Below are 17478 nucleotides of genomic sequence, written 5' to 3' on the forward strand. Positions count from 1 at the left end.
CGCCTTGGCCGCGCCGAACGCCTCGGGCTCCAGCGTGACGAAGCCGAGATCGCGGCCGGCATTGTTGACGGCATTGGTGACGGCCTCGACGCTTGCCGCATCGACCCTGCGATATTCGTCGAGCAGCGCGCTCGCCGGGAACATGAAGTTGCCGCTGTTCCAGAGATAGCCCGAATTGACGTAGTCGGAGGCCTTCACCGCATCCGGCTTCTCGACGAAGCGCGCAACCGCCTGCACCTCACCCGCGATCACCTCGCCCGGATTGATGTAGCCGTATTCGGTCGCCGGCCGCTCCGGCTTGACGCCGAAAGTGACGATGCGCCCGGCATTCGCGGCGGTGAGGCCCTCGCGACAGGCGGCATTATTCTGCACGACGTGATCGGCGGCGAGCGCGAGCACGATCGCCTCGCTGGCGCGGTTCTGCGCGAACACCGCGCTGGCCGCGATGGCAGGGCCGGAATCGCGCCGCATCGGCTCGAGGATCACGTCGGCCTCGATGCCGATCTCGGCGAGCTGCTCCAGCACCATGAAGCGTTAGGAGGCGTTGGTGATGACGATCGGCCGGTCGAACAGGGAGGGTTCGGACACGCGCAGCAGCGTGTCCTGGAACGTCGAGCGCGTGCCGAACAGCGGCAGGAACTGCTTGGGCCGAACCTCGCGCGAAGCGGGCCACAGCCGCGTGCCGGCACCGCCGCACATGATCAGGGGGATTATGCGTTTGTCCAAAATCTGAAGCTCCAGGCCAAATTCAATTCACAAATCGTACAACATTCATAAAGCCAGAATTTCACCGTTGGGAATACAAATTCGAAATAGCCTCAGCAGGACTCTGTTGCCTATTGCGCAGACCTCAACGCTGTTAATCTAAGCTTGCTTTTTTGACCCAGCCCATCTCCCTATTCTCTTCGTTTTCGAGTACGAACGGCCTACCGAACCTTGAGATTATTATGACAAAGAAACGAGCACTTATTACCGGCGTCACCGGGCAGGACGGCGCCTATTTGGCCGAACTTCTTCTGCAGAAGGGATACGAGGTCCACGGCATCAAGCGCCGGACCTCCCTCTTCAATACGGACCGCATTGATCATCTTTATCTCGATCCGCACGAGCCCGATCCGCCCTTCCGGCTTCACTACGGCGATCTGACGGATTCCTCGAGCCTGATCCGGATCGTTGGCCAAGTGCAGCCAGACGAAATCTATAATCTTGCGGCGCAGAGCCACGTTGCCGTTTCGTTCGAAGAGCCCGAATACACAGCCAATTCCGACGGTCTCGGCACCCTGCGCATCCTCGAGGCCATGCGTATTACCGGCCTGGAGAGGAAGGCGCGCTTCTATCAAGCGTCAACATCCGAGCTTTACGGATTGGTCCAGGAGATCCCGCAGAAGGAGACCACGCCGTTCTATCCGCGTTCACCATACGCGGTCGCCAAGCTGTATGCCTACTGGATTACGGTCAATTACCGCGAAGCCTATGGGATGTATGCCTGCAACGGCATCCTCTTCAACCACGAATCTCCGGTCCGCGGCGAGACCTTCGTGACCAGAAAGATCACGCGTGCTTTGGCGCGCATCCATTTGGGGCTGCAGGAAAGGCTCTATCTGGGTAATCTGGATGCCTTGCGCGATTGGGGACACGCGCGCGACTACGTCGAAATGCAATGGCTGATGCTGCAGCAGGACAAGCCCGAGGATTTCGTGATCGCTACTGGCGTGCAACATTCGGTCCGAGATTTTGTCAATGTCGCTGCCAACGAAGTCGGTATGACGATCCGCTGGGATGGAAGCGGCGTCGAAGAAAAGGGATATGACGCCAAGACCGGCAAGTGCGTCGTTTCGGTCGATCCCCGCTATTTCCGCCCAACTGAGGTGGCGACGCTTCTTGGTGACCCGTCAAAGGCCAAGCAGAAACTTGGCTGGGAGCCCAAGACGTCGTTCGAAAGCCTGGTTCGAGAAATGATGAAGGAAGATCTCGGGTCCGCAAAGCGCGACGAGCTCATCAAGCAGCACGGGTTTAGATATTATCCGCGCCACGAGTAGTTCTCGTAGATCGGCTATCAAGCAACTTAAGCAAGCAAATGAGCGCCCATTGCGGCGCTCATTCTTTTCGGACCGTATCCAACTCTGTCGAATGCCTCAGGGCGACCGAACGGCATCCCCCACAGGAAGCCCAATATCGTTGGCAGCGCCCGCCGGGCTGGCACTCGTCTGCCCTGTCGCATTGCCCTGCCCTGTCATGGCCTCCGACCACCTGTGGACGATCGTGCGTCGATCCCAGCGATCAAGAGCTCGCCTTCTTCCTTCTTCGCCGTAATGCTCACGCAGGGTGGGCGCGTCGCTGAGCTGGCAAATTGCGATTTCGAGAGCCGACGAATCTCCTGGCGGAATCACGAGGCCCGCGTTCGTGACTTCCGCCGCGAGCCCGGTGCCTTCTTCGGCCATCGCAATGACCGGCCGAGCGGATGCGAAGATCGCGCCGAGCTTCGAGGGCAACACAAGATCGGCGGCCTCGGCCTTCTGCGGAATCAGATGGAAATCGGCCGTGGCCATCAATTGATTGAAGCTGTCATTGGGCTGGAGCCCGAGAAAGTGGATATTGCGATGTCCGGCTGCAAGCTGCTCGAGCCTCATCTTGTGAGGCCCTTCGCCTGCAAGGATGAAGTGGATATGCGGATGACTTCGCTCCAGGCCAATCGCGGCCTCGATCACGAGCTCAAGACCCTGCTTGTTGGACATCGTGCCGGAATAAAGTCCAACGATATCGCTCTCAGCTAGGTTCAGTTGTTGACGGTATTTGGTCGCTCGAGGCCCCGGGCAAATCGCAGTCGTGTCGATCCAGTTCCTCACTTCCGCGGTTTTGTCGGGCCGCAATCCCTTGATCCTCAACCGCTCTACCATCGCTTGAGAGATGGTTGAAACGTTGTCGAACGATTTGAGGATCGCCGCTTCGATTCGAAGCATCCATTTTCGCAGAGAAGGATTGCGCAGCAAACCAAGATCGAACGCCGCATCCACCTCGAAATCCTGCACGTGAAGCCATGATTTGGCGCCGACGCGACGAGCGACGAACGAGACGAAGGCTGCCGACATCAGCGAAGGTGCGACAGCGATCATGACGTCGGGCCGCCAGGACAGCGCCTCAAGAAGAACCGGGGCCGAGCTCGTGAGCGCGAATGAAGCGTGATGGACTAGCCGTCTGACGCCAGAGGGATGTCCGGGCACATAAATCGGCGTACGCGTTACTCGAACTCCGTCAACATCTCTCGATCTGAAGTACGAGGAATTGAATGCAGGTGGGATTTTCCAGGCGGGGTAATAGGGAGGCGCCGTAATCACTCTGACTTCATGGCCTTCGGCGACCAGACTTTCGCAGAGCTCGGCGTTGTATTTCGCCACACCGATCAGATCGGGGGCATAATTGATGCCGACCAAGAGAACACGCATGAAGCCCGCCCCAATTCAAACTTCAGAATAAAAAAATAAGCAATCTAACTAGTCTACTCAGCGCGTTGCGCCGACTTCCAGATGACGCCCGTAGCCATGAAGATAATCTGCGTAGGCAGCTGCAAGGCCTGTCCGCAGGGCAACTTTCGGCTGCCAACCAAGTGCTCGGATTCTCGAGCTATCCAGCAACTTGCGTGGCGTTCCGTCAGGCTTGGATGTATCGAACGCGAGCTTGCCCCCGTAGCCCACCACCTCCGCGACTGTGGTCGCGAATTCGGCAATCGACAGTTCGTCGCCCGTGCCGACATTGATGGGCTGGTCACTCGAATAGTTCTTCAGAAGGAAAACGCAGGCATCCGCAAAATCATCGACATTGAGGAATTCGCGCAGCGGCGTGCCGGTGCCCCACACCGAAACGCTGGGTGCATTGGCGAGCTTGGCTTCGTGGAAACGTCGGATCAATGCGGCCGGCACATGACTATGGTCCGGATGATAATTGTCACCGCGGCCGTAGAGATTGGTCGGCATTACCGAGATGAAATCGTCGCCATATTGCCGACGATACGCCTGGCACATCTTGAGGCCGGCAATCTTGGCGATCGCATACCACTCGTTGGTGGGTTCGAGCGGTCCTGTCAACAATTCGCATTCGGCCATCGGCTGCTTGGCGTGCTTTGGATAGATGCAGGACGAGCCGAGGAACAGCAGGCGCTGCACACCAACCGCGTGACTTGCGCGGATCACGCTCAATTCCAGCGCGAGGTTGTCGCAGAGAAAGTCGACCGGGAAATTGTTGTTGGCTGCGATACCGCCGACCTTTGCAGCGGCATGAACCACGACGTCCGGGCGATTGGCCTCGAGCCATTTGAGCGTGGGTTCTTCCTTCGTCAGGTCCAGCTCGCGCCGATCAGCCGTGAGCACGGTGCAGTTCTCCGATGCAAGCCGGCGGACGACAGCTGATCCCACCATGCCGCGGTGACCCGCAACGAAGACACGTTTGGCCGTGAGATCGTAGGTTAAAGCCCCTGTCATCGTACCCTCTATCAGCATCGTTTGGCTGGATCGCACCACCTGGCGAGATCCGGCGACCGGTCGCTTTACGCAATCACGCTGCAGATGCAGCCCCGCCGAACTGCTAACACAATCTTCACCATGCGACAGCCTGCCCCGGCCCGACAAAGATATTCATGGTGAACCTGCGCTGCGCGCAGAAATGATCAGCACACAATGAAACAAAAACAAGCAAGGCAGCCGCATTAATTGTGCGACTGCCTTGAAAACGATCGGAGACAGGCGGCAGCCGCCGCTCGGTTTATTTCGATCTCAGTACGCCCGACGCAGGACCGGACCGACCGGCGCGCAAACGCGATCCATGTACCAGCCATAGGGTGTCTCGACCCGCACCAACGGACAATGGCGCCGCGGCACATACCGGTAGGGATACGGCTGCGCCCAGAACGTAGCGGGCGTCACCTGGCTCTCGCCTGTGAGCAGGGCGGCCGGCGCGGGCATCTGCATTGCGGCGTTCGCTCCGCTCGCTGCGCAGAAGGTAACGGTTGCAGTCAAAAGACCTGCTCGCATCAACGTCTTGAACATCTAAAAAGCTCCTCGCCCCTGCGGATTTGAACCCCGACCCGCGCTTGCCAGACCCCAGCCGACCAACGTCACCGTCCGTAAAGCCACTCCGCAACTAGCCCAAATAGTGAACCGAACTTTACCAAGGCCACCGACGAAAATGCAACCGATGCCGGGGCGGCCGAGGGCCTTTTGGGACGATATAGCGCGCAAGTGTGGCTTCTTGGTCCTATTTTTGGTCCTATTTGTCCTGGCTCCACGCGCCTGGAGCCGCGAGGTCGGGTGAACGGCGGTACACATCCCGCAAAAACTGGTAGCTGACCGTTTGAGCCAAAGGCACGTCTTCCTCGCCCAGCTTGGCGAAGAGAAGGATATCCCGAAGCGTCCGCCAGCGGCTTTCGTCGTAGTCGCCGATGCGGCCACCCGTCGGCAGCACCAGTGGGCGCTGCTGCTGCAGCTCGAATTTTAGCCGCTCAGGGTTCAGGCCAGCCGGTCCGGTACCCGTAAGAACGGGCACGCTCCGTGCATAGTCCGCGTAGGTGAATTGCCATCCTCGAATGAGGCCCTGAAGGACATCGGCAATCATAGATGGCTGTTCATGGACGAGACTATTGCTCGCGAAGTAGACTAGGCCAGGAACATGGATACCGTAGTCTTGCGGTTTGATGACGTTCAGCTTCACGAAGGTCGAGCTGGTGGGATCCGGCTGCTCGTCGATGGCGGCGATGATCGAATCCACCTCCCCGGCCCGCAGGGCTTCGAAGCTGTCGCGGTCCGGCACCTTGGTGATCTGGCTTCGGGGAAGCCCGAGCTGCGCCATCATGGCATCGAAGACGACGTCTCCCTCACTCGCCCTGCGGTATCCGACCCGCTTTCCGACCAGATCGGCCGGCCGCCGCAAGGCGGAGCTTTCGAGCGTGAAGATCGCGACAGAGGTGTCGAGGAAGCTTGCAGCAAACGCAGTCACGGGGACGCCGCGCCAGCTCGCCAGCAGGAAGTTCTGGCCGCTCGTCACGCCGATGGCATGTTGGCGTGCAATGGTTTGGACGAAGTCGGGACCGGGCTGCGCCGACACCTCGATGCGGGAGGAGAAATATCCCTGCCTCGATGCGGCGAGTTCCCCGGCAAACCGCGCGCCATACGGCCCATCAAGGAGGAGCTTGATGGCGACGGGCCTGGACGCTGTTGGAGCTCGGATCGGCGCCGCATCGGGGCGCAGAAGGAGAAGCACAAGTCCCACCAAAGCGACGGCCGCAAGGCCAATGGCGAGGTAGCGCTTCCCGCTCGAGCGGGATCGCCGCCGGGACTGGGTGCGAGGCAACGAGGACTTCCTAACGGGTTGTGAAATTTAACATATCAGTCGAGGCGAGATGAGCTACAATGCACGCTTGTGGGGTAAGGTTAATTTTTCCTTCGCCTTGTTCTAACAGCGATTTTGCCCGATAGCACGGCTTGTTCGGGCTAATGAATTTTGCGTCAATGGGTTTGGCAGGATGACAATTCTTTCCACTCGGCCGGTGCCTGTCGCTGATTCTGCGACGGAAATCCGGCTGGTCGAGCCGGTTGCGTCGGCATCTACAGGCTTTGCGCCGAGCTGGTTGCGACCTGTGGTGGTCGAACGGCTGCTGGCGGTGGTGGATGCGGCGCTGATCGTGGTCAGCGGCATCGGCTGCGCGGTCGGCTATCACGTCGTCACCGCGGGCACGCTCGGCAAGGCGGACGTCTATGCGGCGGCAAGCGTGCTGGTGGCCATCAACTTCGTCCTGCTGACCATCGTGCAGCAGGGCTATCGCCTCAAGACGGTCACCCACCTGCCCCGCACGTTCCGGATGACGCTGACGACGTGGACGGGCCTGTTCGGCGCGCTGCTGGCGATCGCCTTCACGATGAAGGTCAGCGACGAGTTCTCGCGCGGCACCACGATCTCGTTCTACCTGGTCGGCCTTGCCGCCCTGCTCGCCTGGAAGATCGTGGCGGCGCGCTGGACCGCGCATGCCTTGCGCACCGGCGCCTTCGCCAACGGACGGGCGCTTCTGATCGCCGAGTTCGGCCTTGCGACCTCGTCCAACACGGTCGAGGACCTCGGCCAGCACGGCTACCGCCTGATGCGCGTAATGGAGATCCCGGCCAAGGAGCTGGCTTCGCCGCTGCTGCTGTCCTCGCTGGCGCCGCGCTTCGAGGAGCTGATCAATTACGCGCGCGAGCAGCGGATCGAGCACGTCTTCCTCTTGATCAACTGGAGCCGGCAGCATGCGATCGACAGCATTCTGGACGTGCTGAAGATCCTCCCCCTCCCCGTGCATCTGGTGCCGGACCCCAACACGGCGCGCTTCCTGCGCTATCCGCTTGTCGGCACCGGCAACACCTTCACCGCCGAGCTGCGCCGCGCCCCGCTCACGTGGCGCGAACGCGCGCTCAAGCGCGCGCTGGACCTTGCCGGCGCCAGCCTTGCGCTGTTCGTGTTCGCGCCGGTGATGCTGGTGACCGCGCTCCTGATCAAGCTGACCTCGCCGGGGCCGGTGTTCTTCCGTCAGACCCGCCACGGTTTCGGCGGGCGCGCGTTCAGGATCTTCAAGTTCCGCACCATGCGCGTGCTCGAGGACGGCCCGACGATCAGGCAGGCTGAGAAGAACGACCCGCGCGTCACGCCAATCGGCAAATGGCTGCGCAAGACCTCGATCGACGAGCTGCCGCAGCTCCTCAACGTGCTCAAGGGCGACATGTCACTGGTCGGCCCCCGCCCGCACGCGGCCGCCCACAACACCGAATATGAGCAGATCATCGGCAACTACGCCTTCCGCCACCACGTCAAGCCCGGCATCACCGGCTGGGCCCAGGTTAATGGTTATCGCGGAGAAACCCGCACGCTCGACCTGATGCAGAAGCGCGTGGAGTGTGATCTGTGGTACATCAATAATTGGAGCTTGTGGTTGGATGTGAGGATCATCTTGCAAACAGCGACGATGGGCGTGCTACAAACCTCTGCATATTAAGCATCAATCTCAAAATCCGACGTATCAGTGTGGCTTCCAGTGACTGGGGCTGCGCCATTGGAGCATTGAAATGAAAAGCCTGTTTTACTCGGCCGGATACTACGACGGCATCTCTAACGTCTCGAAGCGTAGCGCCGAGGCGATGCTTCCAAGGATATTTGAGGCAGTTCAACCGAAATCGTGGATTGAGATCGGGTCTGGAACAGGCAGCTGGACCAAGACCGCCATAGAACTAGGCATTCCCGAGTGCAGAGCGGTCGACGGCCCGTGGGTCAAGAATAGCGAGCTTCTCATTCCTCCTGACAAGTTCCTCAAGCATGATCTTACTCAACCTCTAAACCTGAACAGGACCTTCGATCTTGCGTTATCACTCGAAGTTGCCGAACACCTCGATCAACGTTTCGCCGATACCATAGTGCAGACGCTCGTCTCGCATGCTGATGTCGTTGTATTTGGAGCTGCGATCCCGATGCAGGGCGGCACGCACCACGTTAACGAGCAGTGGCCTAGCTATTGGATCTCAAAATTTGTGGGCCAGGGCTATGAGTGCTTCGACTTTGTTCGTGCGACCTGCTGGAACGACGACAAGATTGCGCCCTTCTACATACAGAACACGTTTCTATTCATTAAGTCCGGGAGGCACCCTGCTTTAGCATCTAAGCTACGATCAACAATTGCGGATATCTACTCGCGATCACACAATCTCGCCTTTGTCCATCCGCGCCAGTACCTCGGGATAGCAACCATGGAGGCGATTAGTGCCCGCCTGATGTTAAAGCAAGGCCCGAAGGTGCTCGCTACCAGGGTCTTGGGACGGCTCGGAGTAAGAATTTGAGACAAGTAAGCTTCTGGCTACGATGAGCTGTCCTAGGCCAAGAAAGACGACGCAGATCTTTTTTTGCGCGCTCGAAACCTATTCGCTAGTAGGCGGGATGCAAAACTTCAATCAGCGCGTCATTACAAACCTAGCATCGCGCGCACGTTCGGGTCGTGACCTTCCGCTACAGGTGCGCCTCCTGCGGGACGGCGATGCCCTCCCCGAACATCTCAATGCGAACATTCGAAGTCATCGAAACCGAGTTAAGTTCATGTGGGCGAGCGTGACGGCGGCGCTCGGAGCCGACGCGGTGATTGTCGGACATGTGAATCTTCTTCCTATCGCAGCGCTGGTGAGATTTTTGCGCTGGAGGACACCGATACTTCTCTTCGTGCATGGGGACGAGGTTTGGAATCAGCCTGGCCGTCGCAAAAAACGATGGTACGAGCGTCTCCTCCTACACGCGGTCAATCGAATTGCGTCAGTAAGCCAATATACTGCTGAAGTTATGTCAAAGGAGTTTGGCGTACACACTACCAAGTTTATCATCCTTCCAAACGCGGTTGACGAAATTGAGAGGCCATCTAGCCCTCGTTCCAAAAGCACACCCATCGTTCTTACTGTGTCCCGGCTAAGCTTAGGCGATCGCCCTAAGAATATCGATCAAATGCTTAGAGCGGTTGCGGTGCTGAAGGATCGCTTGCCGGATGTGCGATATGAGATAGTGGGCGATGGCGCGCTGCGTCGCGAGTTGGAGCAGCTAGCGGACGATCTACGTATCAGGGGTAGCGTCAAGTTTCTCGGCCGTTTGAGCGACTCCGAGCTCTCGATGGCTTATCAACGCGCCTCCGTTTTCGCGCTCCCCTCCGCGAAGGAAGGTTTTGGAATCGTATATCTCGAGGCTTGGTTGCGGTTACTGCCCGTTCTCTGTAGCTCATTCGGGGCAGCAAAGGAGGTGGTATCCGATTGCGCCGACGGATTTGTAGTAGATCATCGCGATACACAGGTCATTGCCGATCGACTCTACGAACTGCTCACGAACACTGAGCTAGCAGGCAGATTTGGCGAAAACGGAAGACGAAAAGTCGAAACCAAGTATCTGAATGACTCTTTCCAAGCCAATCTGAATGCGATCATAGACGATTTGCTCTGCGATGGCAGCAGCTCGTCGATCGAGAAGAATAGCTCTACCCTATGAGCAGAACCGGAGCCGCTTGGCTGAGAAAGCAACTTGCGCGTACGTTTGGCGCGCAAGTTTATAACCAGATAGTTACCGTCACCATTCAGCTGGCCCTCGTTCCTGTCCTTCTGCACTATTGGGGTCTGGAAAAGTACGGTGTGTGGCTCTTGCTCTCCGCAGTGCCCGCCTACCTAGTCTTCGCTGACTTTGGTTTCACCTTGTCGGCCAAGAACGATTTGACTGCAAGCACAGCGGCCGGTGATCGCACCAGGGCCGCTTGCATATATCAGAGCACATTCGCTTTGCTCAATGCAGTAGTCGCCATAGTTATAGTAGCTCTGCTCGTGGTCGTATCACCAGCAAATTGGAAGCACGTGTTCTCGGTTGGGGAGATCAGTGGAGACGTAGCAAGACAAGTTCTTCTGCTCTTATCAGGGAACGTGCTGTCGAATCAGTATCTGCTCTTGTTCGCCGCAGGCTTGCGAGCTAGTGGTCGGCCCGCGGAGGAGGTCGCATGGAATGCTTCGTCGCGGTTGGCGGAGGGTATGGCCACCCTCGTTGCCGCAACGCAAAGCAATGATCTTCCAACTGCAGCATTAGCGATCTTCTTATGCCGCACCGTCGTAGTCGTCTTCGTGTGGGCGAGGCTACGTTCAATTGCCCCTTGGCTACGACTCGGGTTTCGGCAGGTAAAGCTCTCAGAGATCCGTCGTCTTGCAGCACCCTCCTTTGCTTTCGTCGCTCAGTCGTTTGCTCAGATCGTCCTGATTCAAGGGCCTGTTATTCTCCTTGGCAGCTTGGCCAATCCTCAGTCAATCGTCACGTTCTCCACATGCAGAACTCTTGTACGGCTAGGAACAACTGGCGCGAACTTGATAAACGCCACTATCATTCCCGAATACACGCGCCTCTTCTCAACCGAGAAGACGCTTCTCTGGACCACCTTTAAATGGCATCTTCTCACGACTGCTGCTATGGTCGTGAGTTATGTTGTTGTTCTTTTTAGCTTTGGAGAACAAATACTTGAGTTCTGGACAAAAGGTGTCGTCCAGGCCGGATATCCGTGGTTCTTCTTGATGATTCTGGCGGCCGCGGCCGAGATGACGTGGACGTCAATGGCAATACCGGTCTTGGCAATCAACAGGCACATCGTCCTGTCCTATGCCTATCTTTCGATCAGCTTCATTTGCTTGGCTGCAATAGCAGTTACCTTGCGTACCTTTGGGCTCAATGCCGTTGGCATGTCATTGCTTTGCGCCCATACTGCGATGCTTGCTGTGATCACTATCGACGGGAAAAAGCATTTTTGGCGGGAGATCGTACGCTAAGTATGAAGATACTATATATCGGTGCGAGCACGGGGACGTCACATCACCGTGCTCTCGCAATGAAGCGTTTGGGACACCTTGTAACCGAGATCGACCCTCACCGTGCCCTTCCGGCCAGTCTCAAGAGATGGGGCTTTAAGACGGGCTATCTGGGCTTAGGCGGCATCGTCCACCGATACGTCTATGAGCGCGCCTCGACTATCAATTTCGATCTAGTATGGGTCGATCATGGAGACCTTTGTAGCCCCTCCCTTGTTCGCGCTCTGAAGCGCATGGGCGCACCCATTGTGAATTACTGCCAGGACAACCCATACGTTCCACGAGATGGATTTCGGTGGCGTCTATTCCTACAAGCCGTCTCAGAATATGATTTGGTTGTCACCCCTCGCGAATCCAGCGTTGACGCAGCGTACAGGGCGGGAGCCCAGCGCGTCTTTCGAGTAATGTTTGCAGCTGACGAAATTGCTCATCGCGCAACGCCGCTCTCCGAGGAAGACAAGTTTAGATTTTTTTCTCATGCTAGCTTCGTCGGGACTTGGATGCCAGAGCGAGGTGCGTTCCTACTGCGCCTCATCGACAGAGGGGTGCCCTTAACAATCTTTGGGCCGCGGTGGGAGAAGGCTCCTGAATTTCCGCTTTTGAAGGATCACGTGAGATTGGGAAGTTTGTCGTCGGAAGAGTATGTCAAAGCAATTCAATGCACATCCATCGCCATCGGCCTGCTTTCAAAGGGAAATCAGGACCTACACACGACACGATCAATTGAGATTCCGGCGATCGGAACGTTGCTATGCGCTGAACGAACTGCTGAACACCTGGCAATGTACTCGGAAGGAGAAGAAGCAGTTTTCTGGGACGATGCCGACGAATGTGCGAGCACGTGTCTCGATCTCCTCGCAGATCAAGAAAGGCTCCGCCGTATCTCGAAAGCGGGCAATGCAAGAGCTTTACGAAACGGCCACTTCAACGAAAACCTGATTGCATCGGTCCTACGGCAGATTGGCGACATAGTCGTCAGTTCGAACATTAGTCGGACAGTATGTTGATCATAGCTGAATGATCTTTACCTAAGAAGCGCGGCTGCCTCTGCGCATTCGGAGCTGGCGCGTGGAGCACGGCTCTCACCTTTCTCAAAGACACGTTCGTACTATTCGCATCTAAGATATCTCCGATCGGTCCGATCGTAGGCCCGCGCGCTCTATCTTCGATCTCAACGTCTTCAAACGTGACATCGTGATAAGGACCAACTGGAAAACGGACCGCCGGATAAATGCCGTGCAAGAATGACGAGTCGTATGAGCCCATCAGTCCGACCATTACAAGTCGTTCGCTCGGAAGAAGATCAAGAAGTCCATCTGGTCTGTAAGATATGTAGTTTTCAACGCGAGAATCAGCCGCGCTAATCTTTAGCGACAACGCATTACCACTCAAGCTTGCTTTGTCTTGGTCTCTTGCGACTCCGCTACGTAGACCCCAATCGTGTACATTGCGAATCTCCAGCTTCGTGTTGCGCAGATCTTTGAACTTCGGCGTAGTGATATAGAACAAGTGAGGCGGAGCAAACCATTTGCCCAATCCGCCTACGCTTCCACCCAACGAATCCTGGAGATCCCCATAGCGAAACGACCTGATGTTATTGAAATGTGAGTTTCTCAGATTTCCAAGCCACCCCATGTACGTGCCATCAAGTTCCAGATCCGCCACCTCGATATCGCTGGGCATAGTTGCGGAATCTGCGTCGACAGGCAACGCCGCACTCACTCGTTGGCCATTCTTGTAACCAACAGTCGTCAGGAAACACACTGGGATAAAACGACTTCCATCAGCACTCTTGGGCACAAACATCTTCATGCCTCGAATCTTGATCGAGCTTGAACTGCCTAGCACATAAAAAATGGCAGACGTTGCCGTTGGCCCTGGCCAAGGTGAGGTGATGGGCCCGTCGGACCGATCGAAGACAATACCCCTGTTTGCGGCTAGCCACGGCGTCAAGACGAAATCGTGAAAAGCGCCGGCTGGCTGATACTTCCCGCGCGATGGCACGAAGGTCCCGTTTATTACGTATCCCTTAGTATCGGGGTCAATTGGAAGCTGTCCTACATACTCAACACGCCAGTTGAGCAACTCAATATCGCTGCTGTTAGCAATGACCCAGGTGGGAATTAACACGTTATCCGTAACAAACCGTCCATGTGTGCCGAATTGAACGGTTGTGCCGTCCTCGACGAAGATCGGCCTAGAAATATCGCTTCCAACGTGAATGTAGACGGGGCAATCGACAATGAGCGTGAAGGCATGGTTCTTTGCCTCCGCAAAAGCTTTCGCAACACCACTTCGATCGTCCTGCTTACCATCACACACCGTCCACTCGCGGATGCTCCGGCTGAACGTTGCGCCGGGCTCCGCAGCTTCAATTCCAGGAGTCGACTGAAGCCCGAATAACAGCACTCCGAGCAGAAGGCCTCCCCTCCGACCGAAGCTATTGAGGCCTCGCATTGCAAGCACGGGACAATCTCCTTATGAGGTTGAGCACCTCGAAGCAGAACGAGATCGCGAAGATGACCACCTAGCCGTGGCGCGACACGGCAATCGAACTAGTCGACCGAAAGTTCTGAAGCACAAGCAGAATAAGAAAGAAAAACGGGATCGTTCGAGTCAACTCCGCCAGAATTACCTCTGTCGTCGATTCAACGAAACTATGCTGATAGATTGCGAAGAAGAACACACTTACAACGGAGATATTTCGAAAACTCGATATCCGAGAAAGTGCAAACAGCAGAGGAAACATAAATAAGAATGGATAAGCCACAAGCCCCGCGAATCCGTAAGATGCGAACCCCTCCATTGCTAAGCTATAGTTCAAGAAAGCTGCATTGCCCATCGGAAGCTGACCAGTATTCCAGGCTATGAAATCTCCAATACCGTAATTCATGGCTTTCTTGTCCTGCCAGATAAACGACGGTGTGACGCGCTGGAGACTCTCCTCAAAAACGCGTATGCCAAGCGGGGAACGCCCAGCCATTCCGGCGTAAGCCCAATCAACGAGCGCAACGTAAGACAATCGATTCAATACATTTGATCTGGATTGCAACCTGTAATAGTCGTATCCTGTGATATTGTCCCGTTTAAGCCTGCTGTCATTGTAGCTTGATAAAGACTGTAAGAACTCGGGATCGACAATGGCCCTTGCGGTCGTCGCCAACGCCAACTCTGCGAACTCTGCGATGGGCACGTTCTCTTTTTTGACTCTGAGATACAGCGTAATTGGCGAGATCAGAAGTCCAAACAAAGATACAAAGAGAACGCTAACGATCACATGTCTCGGCCTGATTGCTCGGCAATAGTAGGCCGCCAGTACAACCCCTATAAGGGCTGAAAGGAGTCCCTCGCGATAGTTAAGTACAAGGCTGACTATGAACTCAAAGCCGATCGCTGCGACAAGTCCGACTGTAATGAAGCCATTCGTTCCAAAGTGCTTCGCTCCATCCCTGGTTTGCATAACGAGGCCGAGCACGAATATCTTAGCTAGCGCCGAAAAGAGCACGAAGAAGCCGGTTCCAGCAGTCTGGGCCGAGGTCGGCTTCACCGCAGCCAAACCAATGTAAGCGACGACGCCCAAGCCGAGCGTCAGATTCTTTACGGAAAGAATACCTGACGAGCCTTTTCCTAAGGATACGAGGGACTTCCCTCGGTCAAAGAACCGAACCACGAAGATAACAACCGTTTCCGCCGAAAGAATGCAAAGGGTCAGAAAGTACGCCTCGAACGGATAGACGAGATTCTCATCAAGCGCTTGCAGGTAGAAAGTCTTTGCCAAGAGAGGAAATACAACGTACCGGACTCCCAAAAGGACGTTCAACACACCATACAAATCGAATTTGTAGATAGCGGCAGGCACAAGACACACAGCCACACTTACTAAGCAAAGCGTTAGAACTGCGACACTGCAGCCCAACGCTAGTTGCGCCAGGGCCAAAAGGGATACTAGCGTTAAGCATGCTGCTGAGATTTGACTTCGCGTCATCGCAGAATGGCCGCCCCAGTCTCTCACCATTCAGATTTTGATGCCGTGACGCTCGTCCAACATGGACTTGAATGCGGGCAGGCCGTTTACGTCGATGAAGTGGCGCGCTTCGGAGATCCTGACGTCCACAAGAAGGCGATACCAAAGCCCCTGCATCAGATGAAACACCAATCCAGCCTTTCCATCGAGAAATCCAAGTCGGAAAAAGTATCTGTAAAGGAAATAGAAGACCGCACGATAGTAGAGCGGCATACGAGCGTAGACAGACTTCTTTGCAACTCGCGTGATCTTCGCTTGCGTCGAAAGATTAACAGACGCGGGCTCCTCAAAGAATCCAAACTCGGAGTTCAACGCATCTATCATCTCCCGACTAGAGTATCGATTGTGCTTGTCCACCCAAAAACTCAAACCCTTAAGATTGTCATCGACCAATAGTCCCGATAGTTTCCGAGCGCAGCCTTCAAACAAGACCGTATGTTCGTCCATCCATCTGTTCTCTACGGCTCCCTTGTTTGTTCTCCAGATCTTCAAGACAAACTGGGGTGAAACGCCGCCTCCAAATCGAATCATCCTACCGAGAAAGACAACCTTCCGCTCCACTACAAATCCGGTGATCTCCGAGCTGACGGCCGAAAGTTGAGACACCATCTGGTTGCCTAACTCCACGTCGATATATTCGTCCGCGTCAATCCGCATGACCCAGTCGGTGTTGATCGTACAGTTCTCTAGGGCCCAGTTGAATTGAGTTGCGTAGTTCTTAAACGGATGAGAGAAAATCTCTGCTCCACATCCCACTGCAATATCCACAGTCGCATCAGTCGACCCCGAGTCAACCACAACGATCCGACTGACATACGGCTTGAGGCTGAAAATGCAGCGCTCAATGTGCATTTGTTCATTGTGCGTCAATACTATTGCAGTCACTGACACAGTCATGCGGACAGTCTCTTGGGGTCTGGTTGGCCGCGCTCTGTCAAGACCGCACGGTATTCAAGCTCGAGCTTGTGGGCGATCATGGACCAGTCATAGTGCAAGCGACAGAAGTCCCTAGCTCGCTGCGAAAGCTCAGCTCGGCGGCTTGAACTTGTAAGCAGTTCTCGAAGAGCCGCTGCAAGATCGTCCACCGTTGTATCAATAACGAACGCGGCTTCGGCCGCAGCAATTTCCGGCCAGCTGTTGACCTGATTTGAAATTACCGATGGGGCGCCGCAGGCCATCGCCTCAAAGAGTGCGTTTGCAAAATTCTCCGAATACGACGGTAAGACGAAAATCTCGGCATCAGCCATCGCCTCGAATTTTTCGGGCGAGTCCAAAAATCCGGTGATCGTACAATTGGCAGATATGTTGTTTGCTTCGATCAGTGCATTGACCATCGGCAGATGACCGTCATCATTGCCCGCGATAACAAGATGGAGATTGGGAACGATTTGATTCACACGAGCGAAGGCTGGAATTAGAATTTCGAAGCCCTTCTTGTAGTTGATCCGCCCGAGAAACAGGATCAATCGCTTGCTCTTGGTGGCTTCACCCAAGCTCTGACGAAACCGGCCTCGTTGCGCGCGGTGCTCGATCTGCGCAATATCCAATCCATTCGGAACAACGAAACCGCGATTACCGTACGTTCGCGGCTGCGAAATCTCCTTCTCAATCTCGGTAGTAAAATGGAACGCGGAAGCATTCCGCAAAATTTTATTGTGTACTAGGTGATCGAAAACCGCCTTCTTCAACGCTTTGCGGCCTAAATGATAAGGATCCAAAGCGCCAGCTGGCCGGATGATATAAGGAACCTCAAATTTATGTGCCAACTGCGCGGCTTTAACGGTCGGGTGCAGATAGAGCCCATGGATATGAACTACATCAGCGCTAGGTATCAGCGACGCCAGTTCCTTCGACATTTCGGGAGCGTAGGCGTAGGGCGAAAACGTTTCGCGCAACACCTTCACCGAAACTTGGCTAAGTTCTCCCAAACTTGGCACACCTGCCCGATCAGTCGTAACAAGTGACACTTGGTGGCCGCGACTCGCCAACGCTTTCGAAAGTTGCATTGCAACGAACGTGGGGCCTCCATGCAATGGCGAGAGAGACGGAATAACGTGGACGATATTCATTGGAAAACTA

At 55.7% G+C, this 17478-nt stretch carries 14 protein-coding genes and 1 pseudogene; 6 read left to right on the forward strand and 9 right to left on the reverse strand.

Going from position 1 to position 17478, the window contains the following annotated elements; genetic code table 11:
* Positions 1-726: pseudogene (locus I6F36_RS28215) on the reverse strand (mannose-1-phosphate guanylyltransferase); the annotation flags it as partial.
* Between the two features lie 221 nt (positions 727-947).
* Between I6F36_RS28215 and gmd the strand changes: the two are divergent.
* Positions 948-2039 (forward strand): GDP-mannose 4,6-dehydratase, encoded by a 1092-nt coding sequence (gene gmd, locus I6F36_RS28220; RefSeq protein WP_057026198.1) that lies wholly within the window; start codon positions 948-950, stop codon positions 2037-2039.
* A gap of 96 nt (positions 2040-2135) precedes the next feature.
* On the opposite strand, the gene I6F36_RS28225 is transcribed toward gmd, so the two are convergent.
* The 4 genes from I6F36_RS28225 to I6F36_RS28240 all read right to left on the reverse strand — a co-directional run bounded on the left by I6F36_RS28225 (position 2136) and on the right by I6F36_RS28240 (position 6249).
* Complete coding sequence (locus I6F36_RS28225) at positions 2136-3443, reverse strand: WcaI family glycosyltransferase (RefSeq protein WP_225172607.1); 1308 nt, start codon at positions 3441-3443, stop codon at positions 2136-2138.
* Positions 3444-3500: 57 nt separating this feature from the next.
* Positions 3501-4475, reverse strand: coding sequence for a GDP-L-fucose synthase (locus I6F36_RS28230; RefSeq protein WP_225172671.1), 975 nt, complete (start codon positions 4473-4475; stop codon positions 3501-3503).
* Between the two features lie 291 nt (positions 4476-4766).
* A complete protein-coding gene (locus I6F36_RS28235) occupies positions 4767-5039 on the reverse strand; it encodes a hypothetical protein (protein WP_225172608.1) in 273 nt (90 codons plus the stop codon).
* 220 nt (positions 5040-5259) lie between these two features.
* On the reverse strand, positions 5260-6249 hold the full coding sequence (locus I6F36_RS28240) for an ABC transporter substrate-binding protein (protein ID WP_225172609.1): 990 nt from the start codon (positions 6247-6249) through the stop codon (positions 5260-5262).
* 262 nt (positions 6250-6511) lie between these two features.
* Between I6F36_RS28240 and I6F36_RS28245 the strand changes: the two genes are divergently transcribed.
* The 5 genes from I6F36_RS28245 to I6F36_RS28265 all read left to right on the forward strand — a co-directional run bounded on the left by I6F36_RS28245 (position 6512) and on the right by I6F36_RS28265 (position 12382).
* On the forward strand, positions 6512-8011 hold the full coding sequence (locus I6F36_RS28245; protein ID WP_225172610.1) for an undecaprenyl-phosphate glucose phosphotransferase: 1500 nt from the start codon (positions 6512-6514) through the stop codon (positions 8009-8011).
* A 70-nt stretch (positions 8012-8081) separates the two neighbouring features.
* Entirely contained in the window at positions 8082-8846 is a 765-nt protein-coding gene (locus I6F36_RS28250; protein WP_225172611.1) for a class I SAM-dependent methyltransferase, read from the forward strand.
* Between the two features lie 22 nt (positions 8847-8868).
* The gene (locus I6F36_RS28255) at positions 8869-10026 is read left to right on the forward strand and encodes a glycosyltransferase family 4 protein (protein ID WP_346656679.1); all 1158 of its coding nucleotides are present in this window, start codon (positions 8869-8871) and stop codon (positions 10024-10026) included.
* Positions 10023-11336 carry a lipopolysaccharide biosynthesis protein gene (locus tag I6F36_RS28260; RefSeq protein ID WP_225172613.1) on the forward strand — a complete coding sequence of 438 codons (1314 nt, stop codon included), beginning with the start codon at positions 10023-10025 and terminating at the stop codon, positions 11334-11336. Before I6F36_RS28255 ends, I6F36_RS28260 begins: the two co-directional genes overlap by 4 nt.
* A gap of 443 nt (positions 11337-11779) precedes the next feature.
* Entirely contained in the window at positions 11780-12382 is a 603-nt protein-coding gene (locus tag I6F36_RS28265; protein ID WP_225172614.1) for a glycosyltransferase, read from the forward strand.
* Here I6F36_RS28265 and I6F36_RS28270 read toward each other — a convergent pair.
* The 4 genes from I6F36_RS28270 to I6F36_RS28285 form a co-directional block, all read right to left on the reverse strand.
* Entirely contained in the window at positions 12363-13841 is a 1479-nt protein-coding gene (locus I6F36_RS28270; RefSeq protein WP_225172615.1) for a hypothetical protein, read from the reverse strand. The genes I6F36_RS28265 and I6F36_RS28270 overlap by 20 nt on opposite strands.
* 61 nt (positions 13842-13902) lie before the next feature.
* On the reverse strand, positions 13903-15153 hold the full coding sequence (locus tag I6F36_RS28275; RefSeq protein WP_225172616.1) for a hypothetical protein: 1251 nt from the start codon (positions 15151-15153) through the stop codon (positions 13903-13905).
* Between the two features lie 237 nt (positions 15154-15390).
* On the reverse strand, positions 15391-16296 hold the full coding sequence (locus I6F36_RS28280; protein WP_225172617.1) for a glycosyltransferase family 2 protein: 906 nt from the start codon (positions 16294-16296) through the stop codon (positions 15391-15393).
* Complete coding sequence (locus tag I6F36_RS28285) at positions 16293-17468, reverse strand: glycosyltransferase (RefSeq protein WP_225172618.1); 1176 nt, start codon at positions 17466-17468, stop codon at positions 16293-16295. Before I6F36_RS28285 ends, I6F36_RS28280 begins: the two co-directional genes overlap by 4 nt.
* Between the last annotated feature and the right edge of the window lie 10 nt (positions 17469-17478).

Source organism: Bradyrhizobium sp. BRP19, from assembly GCF_020194195.1.
GTDB classification, from domain to species: Bacteria; Pseudomonadota; Alphaproteobacteria; order Rhizobiales; family Xanthobacteraceae; genus Bradyrhizobium; species Bradyrhizobium yuanmingense.

What these genes read in the sequence shown, in the direction of transcription:
- gmd (WP_057026198.1), top strand. Translation starts at nt 948, where the DNA reads ATGACAAAGAAACGAGCACTTATTACCGGCGTCACCGGGCAGGACGGC.
- I6F36_RS28225 (WP_225172607.1), bottom strand. Translation starts at nt 3,443, where the DNA reads ATGCGTGTTCTCTTGGTCGGCATCAATTATGCCCCCGATCTGATCGGT.
- I6F36_RS28230 (WP_225172671.1), bottom strand. Translation starts at nt 4,475, where the DNA reads ATGACAGGGGCTTTAACCTACGATCTCACGGCCAAACGTGTCTTCGTT.
- I6F36_RS28235 (WP_225172608.1), bottom strand. Translation starts at nt 5,039, where the DNA reads ATGTTCAAGACGTTGATGCGAGCAGGTCTTTTGACTGCAACCGTTACC.
- I6F36_RS28245 (WP_225172610.1), top strand. Translation starts at nt 6,512, where the DNA reads ATGACAATTCTTTCCACTCGGCCGGTGCCTGTCGCTGATTCTGCGACG.
- I6F36_RS28250 (WP_225172611.1), top strand. Translation starts at nt 8,082, where the DNA reads ATGAAAAGCCTGTTTTACTCGGCCGGATACTACGACGGCATCTCTAAC.
- I6F36_RS28255 (WP_346656679.1), top strand. Translation starts at nt 8,869, where the DNA reads ATGAGCTGTCCTAGGCCAAGAAAGACGACGCAGATCTTTTTTTGCGCG.
- I6F36_RS28260 (WP_225172613.1), top strand. Translation starts at nt 10,023, where the DNA reads ATGAGCAGAACCGGAGCCGCTTGGCTGAGAAAGCAACTTGCGCGTACG.
- I6F36_RS28265 (WP_225172614.1), top strand. Translation starts at nt 11,780, where the DNA reads ATGTTTGCAGCTGACGAAATTGCTCATCGCGCAACGCCGCTCTCCGAG.
- I6F36_RS28280 (WP_225172617.1), bottom strand. Translation starts at nt 16,296, where the DNA reads ATGACTGTGTCAGTGACTGCAATAGTATTGACGCACAATGAACAAATG.
- I6F36_RS28285 (WP_225172618.1), bottom strand. Translation starts at nt 17,468, where the DNA reads ATGAATATCGTCCACGTTATTCCGTCTCTCTCGCCATTGCATGGAGGC.